The organism is Kocuria sp. KH4 (genome assembly GCF_053711175.1).
The window spans coordinates 45,094-58,903 of sequence record NZ_JBSJYX010000020.1 but is presented as its reverse complement, the minus strand read 5'-3'; the positions used below and the strand labels follow the sequence as shown (position 1 = coordinate 58,903).

At 75.2% G+C, this 13,810-nt stretch carries 15 protein-coding genes; 8 read left to right on the top strand and 7 right to left on the bottom strand.

Features of this window, described 5'->3' with window-relative positions; translation table 11 throughout:
- The first annotated feature begins 202 nt into the window (after nt 1-202).
- Together ACWCOM_RS13985 and ACWCOM_RS13980 are read left to right on the top strand one after the other, a co-directional pair.
- The gene (locus ACWCOM_RS13985) at nt 203-550 is read left to right on the top strand and encodes a hypothetical protein (protein WP_454549351.1); all 348 of its coding nucleotides are present in this window, start codon (nt 203-205) and stop codon (nt 548-550) included.
- A 162-nt stretch (nt 551-712) separates the two neighbouring features.
- Nucleotides 713-1,687 (top strand): NAD(P)/FAD-dependent oxidoreductase, encoded by a 975-nt coding sequence (locus ACWCOM_RS13980; protein ID WP_454549350.1) that lies wholly within the window; start codon nt 713-715, stop codon nt 1,685-1,687.
- Nucleotides 1,688-1,699: 12 nt separating this feature from the next.
- Here ACWCOM_RS13980 and ACWCOM_RS13975 read toward each other — a convergent pair whose 3' ends face one another.
- From ACWCOM_RS13975 to ACWCOM_RS13965, 3 genes are all read right to left on the bottom strand, one after another.
- Nucleotides 1,700-2,236, bottom strand: coding sequence for a hypothetical protein (locus ACWCOM_RS13975; RefSeq protein ID WP_454549349.1), 537 nt, complete (start codon nt 2,234-2,236; stop codon nt 1,700-1,702).
- Nucleotides 2,237-2,308: 72 nt separating this feature from the next.
- Entirely contained in the window at nt 2,309-2,509 is a 201-nt protein-coding gene (locus ACWCOM_RS13970; protein ID WP_454549348.1) for a hypothetical protein, read from the bottom strand.
- A 166-nt stretch (nt 2,510-2,675) separates the two neighbouring features.
- Nucleotides 2,676-3,167 (bottom strand): hypothetical protein, encoded by a 492-nt coding sequence (locus tag ACWCOM_RS13965; protein ID WP_454549347.1) that lies wholly within the window; start codon nt 3,165-3,167, stop codon nt 2,676-2,678.
- A gap of 266 nt (nt 3,168-3,433) precedes the next feature.
- Here ACWCOM_RS13965 and ACWCOM_RS13960 point away from each other — a divergent pair, with 266 nt between their 5' ends.
- Nucleotides 3,434-4,651 (top strand): MFS transporter, encoded by a 1,218-nt coding sequence (locus ACWCOM_RS13960; protein ID WP_454549346.1) that lies wholly within the window; start codon nt 3,434-3,436, stop codon nt 4,649-4,651.
- 417 nt (nt 4,652-5,068) lie between these two features.
- On the opposite strand, the gene ACWCOM_RS13955 is transcribed toward ACWCOM_RS13960, so the two are convergent.
- Together ACWCOM_RS13955 and ACWCOM_RS13950 are read right to left on the bottom strand one after the other, a co-directional pair.
- Complete coding sequence (locus ACWCOM_RS13955; RefSeq protein ID WP_454549345.1) at nt 5,069-6,724, bottom strand: MDR family MFS transporter; 1,656 nt, start codon at nt 6,722-6,724, stop codon at nt 5,069-5,071.
- Nucleotides 6,721-7,455, bottom strand: a complete 735-nt coding sequence (locus tag ACWCOM_RS13950; protein ID WP_454549344.1) for a TetR/AcrR family transcriptional regulator — start codon at nt 7,453-7,455, stop codon at nt 6,721-6,723. Before ACWCOM_RS13950 ends, ACWCOM_RS13955 begins: the two co-directional genes overlap by 4 nt.
- Nucleotides 7,456-7,591: 136 nt before the next feature.
- On the opposite strand from ACWCOM_RS13950, the gene ACWCOM_RS13945 reads away from it, so the two are divergent.
- On the top strand, nt 7,592-8,203 hold the full coding sequence (locus ACWCOM_RS13945; RefSeq protein WP_454549343.1) for a deoxynucleotide monophosphate kinase family protein: 612 nt from the start codon (nt 7,592-7,594) through the stop codon (nt 8,201-8,203).
- Here the strand turns inward: ACWCOM_RS13945 and ACWCOM_RS13940 are convergent.
- On the bottom strand, nt 8,178-9,029 hold the full coding sequence (locus ACWCOM_RS13940; RefSeq protein WP_454549374.1) for an SDR family NAD(P)-dependent oxidoreductase: 852 nt from the start codon (nt 9,027-9,029) through the stop codon (nt 8,178-8,180). The two genes, ACWCOM_RS13945 and ACWCOM_RS13940, sit on opposite strands and share 26 nt — an antisense overlap.
- A 108-nt stretch (nt 9,030-9,137) precedes the next feature.
- Between ACWCOM_RS13940 and ACWCOM_RS13935 the strand changes: the two genes are divergently transcribed.
- The 4 genes from ACWCOM_RS13935 to ACWCOM_RS13920 all read left to right on the top strand — a co-directional run bounded on the left by ACWCOM_RS13935 (nt 9,138) and on the right by ACWCOM_RS13920 (nt 12,760).
- Nucleotides 9,138-10,004, top strand: coding sequence for an aldo/keto reductase (locus tag ACWCOM_RS13935; RefSeq protein WP_454549342.1), 867 nt, complete (start codon nt 9,138-9,140; stop codon nt 10,002-10,004).
- A 69-nt stretch (nt 10,005-10,073) separates the two neighbouring features.
- Entirely contained in the window at nt 10,074-10,772 is a 699-nt protein-coding gene (locus tag ACWCOM_RS13930) for a type 1 glutamine amidotransferase domain-containing protein (RefSeq protein ID WP_454549341.1), read from the top strand.
- Between the two features lie 145 nt (nt 10,773-10,917).
- On the top strand, nt 10,918-12,000 hold the full coding sequence (locus tag ACWCOM_RS13925) for a glycosyltransferase (RefSeq protein ID WP_454549340.1): 1,083 nt from the start codon (nt 10,918-10,920) through the stop codon (nt 11,998-12,000).
- Nucleotides 12,001-12,016: 16 nt separating this feature from the next.
- Nucleotides 12,017-12,760 (top strand): MBL fold metallo-hydrolase, encoded by a 744-nt coding sequence (locus ACWCOM_RS13920; RefSeq protein ID WP_454549339.1) that lies wholly within the window; start codon nt 12,017-12,019, stop codon nt 12,758-12,760.
- A 110-nt stretch (nt 12,761-12,870) separates the two neighbouring features.
- Here the strand turns inward: ACWCOM_RS13920 and ACWCOM_RS13915 are convergent, their stop codons facing one another.
- Nucleotides 12,871-13,752 carry a manganese catalase family protein gene (locus ACWCOM_RS13915; protein WP_454549338.1) on the bottom strand — a complete coding sequence of 294 codons (882 nt, stop codon included), beginning with the start codon at nt 13,750-13,752 and terminating at the stop codon, nt 12,871-12,873.
- Between the last annotated feature and the right edge of the window lie 58 nt (nt 13,753-13,810).

Here is a 13,810-nt window from a genome sequence, read left to right as displayed (position 1 = left end):
GGGCACAAGCGGACGCGCCGAGGGGGACGCGGTGCAGGATCGCCGGCGGCCCGGTGAACATCGGGTGAAAGGTTCCACAGCCTGCTTCCGGTGTGCCGCGCGGACTTCTATCCTGGAGGGGACAGCGTCGTCGAGCGCCCCGCCCGGCGCCGGGACCCGTGGTGTGCGTCCCGGTGCGTTCGACGATCTGGAGGTCCAGCTGATGAGTGTTGCCGATGCGCCGTTCCTGCCCTCCGACGCCGAGCCCGCGCGGATCTCCCCGGGCATCGGGGTCGGGGTGGTCGTCGAGCTCACCCCGGTGGTCGACCTGTCCGGTCTGTCGCGGTGCCGGGTGCTCGCCGACCGCCCAGGCCTCGGTCTGCGCGCCGGGGAGACCGTGCTGTGCGCTCCCTACGAGCCGGCCGAGCTGGGCATGGTGGTCCTGGTGCGCTGCGAGGCCGACGGGCACAGCCCCGGCGCCCTGATCTCCGCCGGTGAGGTGGAGATCCTCGAACCCGCCCTCGAGCTCGTGGCGCCCCGCGAGTGGCACCGGCCCGGCCACCGCGCCTGACCGGCGGGGGCGCGGCCGGCTGAGCCGGCCCGGACGCACCCCGGCGGCCCGGCCCCGGGCTGTCCCGATCCCGCACGCGCATGCCGGCGACCGCGGGACGGTTCCGTAGGGTGGACCCGGACGGGCGGCGCCGAGCCCGTCGCGAGCCGGGAAAGAGGAACCATGACCCCTGAGAACCCCCCCGGGCTGCCCTCCGCCGTCGACGTGCTGGTCGTCGGCGGCGGGCCGGCCGGCCTGTCGGCGGCCACCTGGCTTGGCCGCTACCGCCGCTCGACCCTGGTCGTCGACGCCGGGCAGCAGCGCAACCTGCCCGCCGACCGCGGCCACGGCCTGCTGGGCCGGGACCCGACGACCCCGCAGGAGCTGCTGGCCGAGGCGCGGGCCGGACTGGCGCAGTACCCCGACGTGGTGCTCCACCACGGAACGGTCCGTTCCCTGCGGAAGGAGGACAGCGGCCGGTTCTGTGCCGTCGTGGACGGCGCGGAGGTGTCCGCGCTGCGCGTCGTGCTGGCCACCGGGGTCCGTGACCGGCTCCCGGAGCTCGCCGGCATCCAGGACCACTACGGCACGGACGTGCACCACTGTCCGGCCTGCGACGGGCCCACGGCGCAGGACCGGGTGGTGATCGTGCTCGGCTCCGGCGAGCAGGTCCCCGCCTACGCCTCGGAGCTGCTCGACTGGGCCGACACGGTCCGGATCGTCACGGACACCGCCGATCCGTGCTTCGGCGAGGACCAGCGGGCGGCGCTGGCCGACCACGGGACCGAGGTCGTGGACGGGGTGGCCGAGGCGCTGGTCGGGGAGCCCGGGGCCCTGGTGGGGGTGCAGCTGGCCGGCGGGGAGCTGGTGGAGGGGGACAAGGTCTTCTTCTCCTACGCCCACCACCCGGCCCACGAGCTCGCGCTCGAGCTGGGCTGCGAGCTCGACCACGAGGGCGGGATCGTCGTCAACGGCTTCCAGCTCACCACCGTCGAGGGGGTCTACGCGGCGGGGGACGTCACCGCGGGCCTGCAGCTGGTGCCGATCGCCCTCGGCAAGGGCACCGCCGCGGGCGTCGCCTGCGCGACCTCCCTGCGGGGACATCCCACGCACGGGGCGAGGCCGGCCCCGCCGACGCGCCGGTTCCGCTCCGCGTGACCCGCCGGGCCGCTACGGCCGCTGCTGCGGGTCCAGTTCGACCACCAGGACGGGCAGCGGCAGCCGTGCGGCGGTGAAGGACACGATGCGAGCGTGCGGGATGCCCTTCTCGCGCACGAACCGGCAGGCCACCAGGCCGTGGTCCCGGTTCTGCCCGACCATCAGGAGCCAGTGCGTGCCCGCGGCGTCGACCGCGTGGGCCTGCCGGTCGAGGTCCTTGCCCGCCGGGTCGTGCGGCGTGCTGCGCTGGGCGAAGCGGGCGGCGTAGGCGGCCATGTCCTCCTCCGTGCGCAGCATCCCGGCGGAGAGCCCGCGCAGGTCCTGGAGCTGCAGCGCCGGGGCGATCTCCTCCTCCCGGACCTCGAGGATCCGGTCCTCGCCCGCGTCGCCGGCGGCGGGACGGCCCGTGTAGGTGCGCCGGCCGATGCGGCGCACCCGCTCGTCGTGCTGGTGCAGCTCCTGGTAGCCGGCGATCAGTGCCCGGATCTCATCGTCCAGGTCTCGTCCTCCGGGCTCGTCCCGGTCCGGGGCGGACGATGACTGCGACACGGGTGCCTCCTGGCATCGGGCTCGTGGGCGCGCACCGCGCCGGCGGTGCTCCGGTCCGCGCGGGCGCGGCGGTCACCGGTCGTCGGCGGGGGACCCGGTCCGTGCCTGGACGTCCTCGGTGGGGACGGGTCCGCTCTCGGCCGGATCGGCGTCGAGGCGCCGGTTGTCGGTGGTGGTCGAGTCGGTCAGCGCGTCGTCGTCGACGACGTGCAGGTCCTCCTGCTGCTGCTCGGCGAAGGCCTCGCCGCGGTCTTCGGGCTGCTGGGCGGTCATGGTGACGCTCCTGTCCTCGACGGTGGTGCTCCCGATCCTAGGCGCCCCCTTCCGATTCCGGGATGTGCGCCCGGGGTCGTCCGCTGCCAGCAGACGCACCGGCCGTTCCGGATCGGCCCGGTCCGCGAGGACCAGCGAGACGGCGCCTGCTCCCGGCGGTGGTCGATCAGGGGGTGAGGTCCCGGCCCTCGTCGCGGGTGTGCTTGTCGACGACGGCCCAGAACAGGTCCTCGGGGACCGCCTCGAGGTCGGGGTGGACGGCGGCCAGCTCGTCGATGATCGCGGCGACGTCGTAGTGGTCGTGCACGTCCCCGCGGCGGGCGAGCCGGTTGGCCGCGATCAGGCCCTCGACGTAGGCCGTGTGGTCGGTGTCGGTGAACGCGCTCAGCCCGGCGTCGGCCCACAGCGCCTCGAAGTCCGGATGTCCTTCGGTCACCAGGCGTGCGGGGGCGGTCTCCAGGTCGGCCGTGTCCAGGCTCGGGGGGCTCCACACGAGCCCGGTGGCCCGGGAGAAGCGGGTGCCGTCGTCGACGGTGACGGTGCGATCCGACTCGTCGACGACGGTGCGCCGCTCGGTGCGCAGCGCGGCGCCCCCGCGGATCACCACCGCGCGGGCGCCGACGCCGCCCGCGCCGCCGATGGTGTGGTGGTCGGGCACGGGATCCTCCGCGAGGTGGGAACGACAGGTGGGAACGACGGGTGGGACGGGGCGTCCCCGTCCGGCGTCGGGCCGGACCCGGCGCCGGTGGGTGCTGGGCCGACGGTAGCAGTCCCGGCCGACCCCGGAAAGCCGTCCCGGACGGGCCCGGTGCGCGGTCCGGGTCCGGGTGGGCGATGATGGACCGGGGCCGGCCCGATCTCCCGAGCGGGGTGCGTCCGCGCCCGCCGCCCCCTCCCACCGCCTCCCTGCCGAAAGTCGTGACCATGCACCGTGCCGAGCCGCCCGCCGACCGAGGCCACCGGGGGGCCGCTCCGCGGGCCTGGCTGCTGATGGTCTGCATCGGCCTGCTGGCCCTGACGCTGCGCAGCCCCATCGTCGCCCTCGGCCCGGTCCTCGGGGAGCTGCGGGCGGGCCTGGGGCTCTCCGCCGCCCAGGCCGGGCTGCTCACGAGCATCCCGGTGCTCTGCTTCGCGCTGGCCTCCCCGCTGGCTTCATTGGCGATCCGCCGCGTCGGGGTGGAGTTCGCCGTCACCCTGACGCTGCTGGGCGTGCTGGCCGGCACGGTGGTGCGCTCGGTCGGGGACGCCACCGCGACGCTGCTGGGCACGGTGCTGATCGGTGTGGCCATCACGGTGGGCAACATCGCCGTGCCCCTGATCATCCGTCGGGACTTCCCGGTGCACCGGCAGGCCGCGGCCACCGGCATCTACACCGCGGCCCTGAACATCGGGTCCACCCTCGCGGCGCTGCTCACCGCCCCGGTCGCCGCGGCGACGGGGTGGCGGACGGGGCTGGCGTCCTCGGCCCTCGCCGTGGTCCTCGCGCTGCTCGTCTGGCTGCCGGCCGTGGGGCGGCGGCGGGCGCTCGTGCCGCAGCCCCAGGCCCGCGCCGCGCCGCGGCCGGCCGGGCGCGCGAGCGGACGCTGGGCCACCGCCGGGCTCGCGGCGGGGTTCTCCGGCCAGGCGTTCGCTTTCTACGGCGTCACGGCCTGGCTGCCGACCCTGCTGGTGGACGACGTGGGGATGTCCCCGGTGGAGGCCGGGGCGGCGTCCTCCTTCTTCCACGTCTTCGCGATCGCCGGCGCGCTCGGGGTCCCGCTGGCGGCGCGCCGCGCCGGCACGGCGGCCGTGGCCGGTGCCGTGGGGGCGGCCTGGCTGTTCCTGCCGGTGGGCCTGCTGCTGGTCCCGGAGCAGTGGTGGGCCTGGACGGCCGTCGGCGGCGTGGCCCAGGGCGGGGGGATCACGGTGATCTTCGTCGCGATCATGCGCCTGGCCCACGACGGCCCCTCGGCCGGGCGGATCTCGGCGGTGGTGCAGGGCGTCGGCTACGGCTTCGGCGCCCTGGCGCCGGCCGCCCTCGGGTTCGTGCACGAGTGCACCCACACGTGGTCGGCCTCGCTGCTGGTCGTGCTGGCGGCCACCCTCACCTATCTGGTGTGCACCACGCTCGCCGTGCGCAGCGTGGCCCGGCGGCCCCGGTAGGCGCGGTCCGGGGCGGCGCGGCGCCGGCGGTCGTGGCCCCGCTCGGTGCGGCCCACCGTGGGCACGGCACCCGGTGCCGCCGTCCCACCCGACGCGGGGCCGGCCGGCCCGGCGGCCCCGCCCCCGTCGGGGTACCCGGTGCCCGGACACGCGCTCGGCGCCGCCGGAGGAATCCGGCGGCGCCGAGTCGGTGCCGTGCGCGGCGGGGCTCAGCCCACGCCCAGCACCGCGCGGAAGAAGTCGAGGAACATGCCCAGGATCGCCGTGACGTTGGGGTTGAAGAAGGCGTCGAACGCGCCGTCGACTGAGATCATGACTGGTCCTTCCGAGGGGGGTGCATCGGTCCGGGCGGCCGCGGGCACGGGCCGCCCGCGCCCAACCTAGCGGAGTCGTTCGCGGATGCGAATAGCCTTTCGGTCAGTTCTGCGGCGCGTCCCCGTGGCGGGCCGGGGGCGCGGTGGCGGCCGAGCGCACGGCCCGTTCGTGGGCCCGGGCCTCCTCCCCGCCGATCGCCTCCCCGCGGGCGACCATGCCCGCGGTGTCCGACAGGGGGATCTGCCGGAGGAGCACGGCCAGGAGGAAGGCCACGAGCATGAACGGGATCAGGTACCAGAACACCGGGGCGAGGGAGTCGGCGTACGCGGCGACGACGCCCTCGCGGACGGGCTCGGGCAGCTGCGCCAGCGTCCGCGGGTCCAGGGTCGCGGTGGCCTGCCCGGCCTGCTCCGCGGAGGCGCCGGCGCCGGTGAAGACCGCCGTGAGCTGCTCGGAGAGGTTGGTGGTGAAGATCGCCCCGAAGATCGCCACGCCGAGGGCCGCACCGACCTCGCGGAAGTAGTTGTTGGTGCTCGTGGCCGTGCCGACCAGCGAGGGGTCCACAGCGTTCTGCACCACCAGGACGACGACCTGCATGATCAGGCCCAGGCCGGCGCCGAACACGAACAGGAACACGCAGATCAGCCAGATCGGCGTGGCGGCCGTCAGCGTGGTCATGGCCAGCATGGCCGAGGCGGTGACGAGCGTGCCCGCCGGCGGGTAGGCCTTGTACCGGCCCGTGCGGGAGATCCGCAGCCCGGACCAGATCGAGGTGCCCATCAGCCCCACCATCATGGGGACCATGAGCAGGCCCGACTCCGCGGCCGAGGTGCCCGAGGACATCTGCAGGAACGTCGGGACGAACGCGATCGCGGCGAACATGCCCAGGCCCAGGGTCAGGCCGATGGCGGTGGCGTTGACGAACACCGGGTTGCGGAACAGCCCCAGGGGGATGATCGGGTCCTCGGCCCGGGTCTCGTTCCACACGAACAGCCCCGCGGCCACGAGCATGCCGCCGGCCCAGGCCCAGGTGCCGGGCGCGCTCCACCCGTGCGCGGCGTCCCCGCCGAACTCGGTGAAGAAGATCAGGCAGGTCGTCGCCGCGGACAGCAGCAGGACGCCGCTGACGTCGATCCTGCGGGTCGCGCGCTTGTGCGGCAGGGTGAGGGTGAACCAGGCGATCGCGAAGGCCGCGATCCCGATCGGGATGTTGATGTAGAAGGCCCACTGCCAGCTCAGGTGGTCCACGAAGTAGCCGCCGAGCAGCGGCCCCGCCACGGCGGAGAGCCCGAAGATGCCGCCGAGCGGGCCCATGTACTTGCCGCGCTCGGAGGCCGGCACGATGTCGGCGATGATCGCCTGGGAGAGGATCATCAGCCCGCCGCCGCCCAGGCCCTGGAGGGCGCGGAAGGTGACGAACTGCCAGAACCCGGTGGCCACGGCGCAGCCGACGGAGGCGAGGGTGAACAGGGCGATGGCGACCAGGAACAGGTTCCGCCGCCCCAGGACGTCGCCGAACTTGCCGTAGACGGGCATGACGATGGTGGTGGCCAGCAGGTAGGCCGTGGTGATCCAGGCCTGGTGCTCCACGCCGCCCAGCTCGCCCACGATGGTCGGCATGGCGGTGGAGACGATCGTCTGGTCCAGGCTGGCGAGCATCATCCCGGCGATGAGGGCGGAGAAGATGATCCAGATGCGTCGCTGGGTCAGCACCAGCAGCGGAGCGTCCGGCGCGACCGCGGGCGGGGTGGTGGTCATGGGCTTCCTTCGGTGTCCGAGGACGGGTCTGCGGTGGGTGCGGTGATGGGGGAGGCGGCCGGGGAGGCGGCCCCCGGGTCCTCCGCCGCCGCGGGCACGGCGGCGGGCGGGCAGAAGAGGACCCCGGCCAGGCGGACGTTGCGCGCCAGCCGGTCGGCGAACTCCGCCGGCGGCGGGGGCTGCTCCGGGTCCGGTCCGCCGGGACGCCCCTCGAGGAGCTCGTGCACGGTGTGCCCGGCCAGGTGCGAGACGGCGGCCGCCGCCACCCCGGGGAACGGGTCGCCGGCCGCGCAGCCCTGCCGGCGGGCGATCAGCGCCGCGAGCTGGGCGACGTGGCGCTCCATCGACTCCGTGAGCCGCTGCAGCAGCACGGGCTCCCGCCGCAGCACCTCGAGCATCAGCGCCCGGTCGTGCGGGCCCTCCAGCAGCGCGAAGGACCGGACGACGAGCTCCTGGAGCGCCTCCAGCAGGCCCGGGCCGTGCGGGTCGCGGCCGCCGGCCACGAACTGCTCCCCGAAGGCCTCCAGCGGGTCCCGCGCCGGGGTGCCCAGCACGGCGTCGTCCTTGGAGGCAAAGTAGTTGAAGAACGTCCGGCGGGAGATCCCGACCTCCGCGCACAGCTGCTCCACGGTGAAGCCGCCCAGGCCGTGGGCGGCCGTGAGCCGGCGGGCGCCGGTGATCAGCGCCCCCCGGGTGCGGCGCATCCGCCGCTCCCGCGCGTCGTCGCTCATGGGCCCCGCCTGCCGTCCGTTACATATTGCACTCTGGCAAGCATAGTGCAATTTGTGTGGAACGGCGCCCTGGTGCGGCGCCCCCGCCGCTCCCTAGGCTAGGGACAGCTCCCGCCCGCACCGGAGGAGGACCGCCATGGCCGCGCACGACGACGCCGGACCCCAGCTGATCGGCCTGCACGGGCGCAAGCAGGCGGGCAAGGACAGCTGCGGGGACCGCCTCGTGACCGCCCACGGCTACTCCCGGGTGGCCTTCGCCGATCCGCTGCGGCTGTTCCTGACCCACCTGGACCCGCTCGTGGGCACCCGGGACGGGCAGCCACTGCGCCTCACCACGGTCCTCGCCGAGGCCGGCGGGGACTGGGACCGGCTCAAGGACGAGACCCACGACCCCGTCCACCGCGAGATCCGCACCCTGCTGCAGAAGGTCGGCAACGAGGCCGGCAAGGCCGTCTTCGGACCGACCGTCTGGGCCGACCGGGGCCTGGAGACCGCCCGCCGGCTGGGCGGGCGGGTCGTGTTCACCGACGTGCGCTTCGACGTCGAGGCCGCCGCGATCACCCGCGCCGGCGGCCGCGTGGTGCACGTGGTCCGCCCGGGCAGCACCGCGCCGGGGGACCCCCACCCCTCCGAGGCGGGCATCGACCCGCACTGGATCAGCGCCACCGTCCGCAACGACGGGACCCTGAAGCAGCTGTGGGCGAAGGTCGACGCCCTGGTGCTCAGCGGGCCGAGGGACCCGGGCTGAGGCCGACCAGCTCGGCGCTGCGCACCCAGAGGGCCTCGGCGAGCGCGTCGTCGTGCGCTCGCGGGTTCGTGCGGGCCGGCCGCTTCTTCTCGTAGTAGCCCCCGGAGTGCCAGTCCTGCCCGGGGGTGCCCTCGGCCAGCCACACCAGGGTCTCCGCGCCACGCTCGGGGCTGATCATCAGCCGGCGGCCCAGCCGGGTGCCGTAGAGGAAGCGCAGGGGAGTGCTGGTCGACGAGGCGAAGTTGGTCGCCACGCCCCCGGGGTGGAACGCCGCCGCGGCCAGCTCCTGCTCGCCGTGGCGGCGGGCGAGCGCGCGGGCGAAGAGGATGTTGGCGAGCTTGGTGTCCCCGTAGGCCCGCTGCGGGGACCACCGCCGCTCGTCGCCGAGGTCCTCCGGGCGGAACCGGCCCAGCCGGGCGGCCACGCTCGAGGTGTTCACCACCGCCGCCCCGCCCACCAGCAGCCCGTCCAGCAGCAGCTGGGTCAGCAGGAACGGTGCCAGGTGGTTGACCTGCCACGTCATCTCGTGCCCGTCCTCGGTGAGCTCCCGGCGGTCGAAGATCCCGCCCGCGTTGTTGACCAGCACGTCGATCCGCGGCACGGCCTCCCGCAGCTCGGCGGCCAGGCGGCGCACGTCGGCCAGCCGCGCGAAGTCGGCGCTGAAGTGCCGGGCCCCGAGCGGACGGGCCACCGCGGCGGTCTTCCCGGCCGAGCGGCCGACGACCACCACCTCGTGCCCGTCGGCGGAGAGCCGCCGCGCGGCGGCGGCGCCGATGCCGTCGCTGGCACCGGTGATCACGATCGTGCGCGGGTCGTCCTGCTGCATCACGGGTCCTCCTCGGAACAGACGGCGTGGGCCCAGGATAGCGGCGCGCCCGCGGCGGACCCGCCGCTCCGGCGGAATAAGCGGCCGGGCGGGGCCGTTGCGGCACGCATGACGGAGAACACCGGCACCACCGCAGTGCCCGCCACCATCGACCTCCAGGACCTCGGGACGGTGCACCGCCTCGGCTTCGGGGCCATGCGCATCGTCGGCGAGGGCGTGTGGGGGGAGCCCGCCGACCGCGACCACGCCGTGCGCGTGCTCCGCCGCGCCGTGGAGCTGGGCGTCGACTTCATCGACACGGCCGACGCCTACGGCCCCGACGTCAGCGAACGGCTCATCGCCGAGGCCCTCCACCCGTACCCCGCCGGCCTGCGGATCGCCACCAAGGTCGGCTTCGCCCGCACCGGCCCCCGGCAGTGGATCCCCCTGGGCCGCCCGGAGTACCTGCGCCAGCAGACCGAGCTGAGCCTGCGCAAGCTGCGGGTCGACGCCCTCGACCTGCTCCAGCTGCACCGGATCGATCCGCAGGTCCCCGCCGAGGAGCAGTTCGCCACCCTGCGCGAGCTCCAGCAGGAGGGCAAGGTCCGGGCGCTCGGACTGTCGCAGGTGACGGTCGAGCAGCTCACGTCGGCGCAGGAGCACTTCACCGTCTCCACCGTGCAGAACCGCTACAACCTCACCGACCGCTCCTCCCAGGACGTCCTGGACCACGCCGCCGCCCACGGCATCGGCTTCATCCCCTGGGCGCCGATCTCGGCCGGGGAGCTCGCCCGCCCGGGCGGGCCGGTCGCCGCGGCCGCCGAGCGGCTCGGCGCGACCACCTCCCAGGTCGCGCTCGCCTGGCTGCTGCGCCGCTCCCCGGTGATGATGCCCATCCCGGGCACCGCCTCCGTCGAGCACCTCGAGGAGAACATGGGCGCCGCCGGCGTCCGCCTCGACGACGCGACCTACGAGGAGCTCACCGCCGCCGGCTGACCCGGCCCGGCCCGCCGCGACGGCACCGCACCGCACCGCACCAACACCGCACCCGAGGAGCAACCCACCATGGCTCGTGTTCTGCTGATCGTCTCGGCCGCCGACGCCCTCATCATGCGCGACGGCACCGTGCACCCCACCGGCTTCTGGGCCGAGGAGCTCGTCGTCGCGCACCAGGTGCTGCGCGAGGCCGGGCACACCGTCGAGATCGCCACCCCGGGCGGGCGCCGGCCCACCGTCGACCGGGCCAGCCTCGCCCCCGGGGCGGCCGGGGGCCAGGAGCAGGCCGACGCGTTCCGCGCCCACCTCGAGCGGATCGACGCGGAGCTCTCCGCGCCCCTCGTCCTGTCCGAGGTCGACCCGGCCGACTACGACGCGTTCGTGCTGCCCGGCGGGCACGGGCCCATGGCCGACCTCGTGCACGACCCGTCGCTGGGCCGGATCCTGGCCTCCGCCGACCGGGCCGGGCGGCTCATCGCCCCGTTCTGCCACGGCCCCGCCGGTCTGCTCAGCGCCCAGGACGACGGCACGTTCCTGTTCTCCGGCCGGCGCCTGACCGCCTTCACCAACGAGGAGGAGCTCGGCGGGGGCACCGGCGAGAACACCCCCTGGTTCCTGGAGACCGTGCTGCGCGAGAAGGGCGCCGTCGTGGCGACCGGGCCCGCCTGGTCCAGCCACGTGGTCCGCGACGCCAACCTGGTCACGGGCCAGAACCCGCAGTCCAGCCGCGCCGTGGCCGAGGTGGTGCTGGAGGCGCTCGGGGAGTGAGGGCGCCGGGGCGACGGGTCCCGGGGCGCCGGCGGTCTGTCCGGTTTCCGCACGGGCGCTTGTCCTGCCGGACGGCGCAGCGGCACCATGCGAACCGGTTCAGCAGCGAGCCCCTCGACAGCTACGCGCCCCGGAGGACGTGCTCATGGTCGCCCCGCCCCGCCCCGCCGCACCGCTGGAGGACGCCCACTACGTCCTGCCGCTGAAGTGGACCGACGACGCGGACCTGCCCGGTCTCGCCGCATACCTGGCCGAGGTCGTCCGGTGGCTGCCCGTCACCGTCGTCGACGGCTCCGCGGAGGAGCTCTTCCAGGCCCACCGGCGCGCCCTGCCCGGCGCCGTGCGCCTGCTGCGCCCGGACCCGTGGCCCGGGGCCAACGGCAAGGTGGCCGGCGTGATGACCGGGGTGCGGCGCGCGGCCGAGGAGCGCGTCGTCCTGGCCGACGACGACGTGCGCTACACCCGCGACGCCCTGGCCGCCGTGGTCGGGCTGCTGGCGGAGGCGGAGCTGGTCCGGCCGCAGAACTACTTCCTGGGCCTCCCGTGGCACGCCCGCTGGGATACCGGCCGCACCCTGCTCAACCGCGCCCTGGGCGGCGACTACCCCGGGACGCTGGCCGTGCGCCGCTCCGCCCTGCTCGGCGCTGGGGGCTACGACGGCGACGTGCTGTTCGAGAACCTGGAGCTCATCCGCACCGTCACGGCCGCGGGCGGGCGGGAGGTCCGGGCCCTGGACGTGCTCGTGGGCCGCCTCCCGCCCAGCGCCGCGCACTTCGCCGGGCAGCGCGTGCGGCAGGCCTACGACGACTTCGCGCAGCCGGGGCGGCTGGCCCTCGAGCTGTCGTGGCTGCCCGTGCTGCTCTGGTCCGCCCGCCGCCCGCTGCGCCTGGCCGGGCTGGGCGTGCTGGTCTGCGCGGTGGCCGAGGCCGGCCGGCGGCGCGCGGGGGGCCGGCGGGTCTACCCGGCGAGCACCGTGCTGTGGGCCCCGGCGTGGGTGCTCGAGCGCTCGGTGTGCGTGTGGGCCGCCCTGGGCGCCCGGTGGCGCGGCGGCGTGCCCTACGCCGGCTCGCGGCTGCGCACCGCGGGGCACTCCCGGGCCGCCCTGCGCCGGCGGCTGCGGGACCGGGGGGCACCCGGGACGGGGCCCTGCCGCGGCCCAGTCCCTGCGCCGGTCCCTCCGGGCGCCCTCCCGCCCGCCGACGGCGGAGCGGTACGATCAGCACACTGATCGAGTGAGGAGACCCATGTTCACCCCGCACGTGGCCGACGGCATCCACCGCATCACCCATGCCCATGTCAACTGCTACCTCGTCGAGGACGACGACGGCGTCACCCTCGTGGACGCCGGGCTGCCCAGCATGTGGCCCATGCTCCTGGCGGCCCTGGAGGACCGGGGCCGGCGTCCCGACGAGGTGCGCGCGCTCGTCCTCACGCACGCCCACTTCGACCACGTCGGCTTCGCCCGCCGCGCGCAGGAGGAGTGGGGGGTGCCGGTGCTCGGCCACCCGGCCGACGCGCGGCTGGCGGCCCACCCCTACCGGTACCGCCCGGAGCGCAACCGCTTCCTCTACCCGTTCGGCCACCCGCGGTCGCTGCCGCTGCTGGGCCGCATGGCCGCCGCGGGGGCACTGGCCGTCAAGGGCGTGCGGGAGCTCGCCCCCTTGGAGACCGGGACCGCGCTGGCGGTGCCGGGCCGGCCCGTCGTGGTGCACACCCCCGGCCACACGGACGGGCACTGCATCCTGGACCTGCCCGAGCGCGGTGCCGTGCTCAGCGGGGACGCGCTCGTGACCCTGGACCCCTACACCGGCCGGCGGGGCCCGCAGATCGTCGCGGCGGCCGCTACCGCGGACACGGCCGTGGCCCTGGAGTCCCTCGACGCCGTGGCCGCCACCGGGGCGGGGACGGTGCTGCCCGGCCACGGCGAGCGCTGGACGCAGGGCGCCGAGGCCGCGGTCCGGCACGCCCGCGCCGTGGGCGCCCACTGACCGGTCCCGGACCGGGCGGCGGGACCGCGCCGCCGGCACGGCCGGGGGCCGGGGACGGAGGTGCCGTCCCCGGCCCCCGGTGGCGGTGGGCGGGAGTGCTGCCGCGGGAGCTACTCCCGGTTGAGCTTGTCCTGGATCGTGCCGGCGATCTTCTCCACCCGGTTGGGCACCTCCGTGGTCCCGTAGAACCGGGCGTCGGGGTGCGTGGGGGGCGGCATCGGCACCCCGGCCATGGGCTGGTCCTTGTACCCGAACTGCCCGTTGCCGTCCGGGGTGGGCCCGGAGGCCCAGGAGCCCTCGGCGGCGGCGGCCCCGTCGGAGAAGTTGTAGTAGTCGTAGGAGAACTCGGTGGCCTCCTTGGCCTGCGGGAAGTTCGACGGCACCGGCATCTGCTCCAGCCCGTCCGCCTGCAGCTCCTTGACCGCGGCCATCCACTGGTTCTGGTGCATGGTGTCGCGGGCCAGCAGGAAGGACAGCATGTCGCGGATGCCCTTGTCGTCGGTCATGTGGTAGAGCCGGGCCACCTGGACGCGGCCCTGCATCTCGGCGTTGACGTTGGAGGACATGTCGGCCAGCAGGTTCCCGGAGGCGGTGACGTAGGAGCCGGACCAGGGGTTGCCCATGGAGTCCACCGGCCGCGCCCCGGCCCCGGCGACGATGGCGTGCTGCAGGTCGGTGCCGCCGATGACCGCCGCGACCGCCGGGTCGCCCTGCACGGCCTCCTCGGTGATGCCCAGCGGGGCCTTCTCCAGGAGCTGGGCGACCATAGTGGCGAGCATCTCGATGTGGCCGAACTCCTCGGCGGCCGTGCCGAAGAGCAGATCCCGGTACTTGCCGGGGATGTGGGCGTTCCAGGCCTGGAAGCTGTATTGCATCGCCACGGTGATCTCGCCGTACTGTCCGCCGATCACCTCCTGCAGCTTGCGCGCGTAGACCGCGTCCGGCGCCTCGGGCGTGGCGTTGTACTGGAGTTTCTGCTGATGAAAGAACACGATGTGGCCTCCGTCATGGATTGCAGTGGCCCGGTGGTGGGGGAGCACTGGTCCGCCC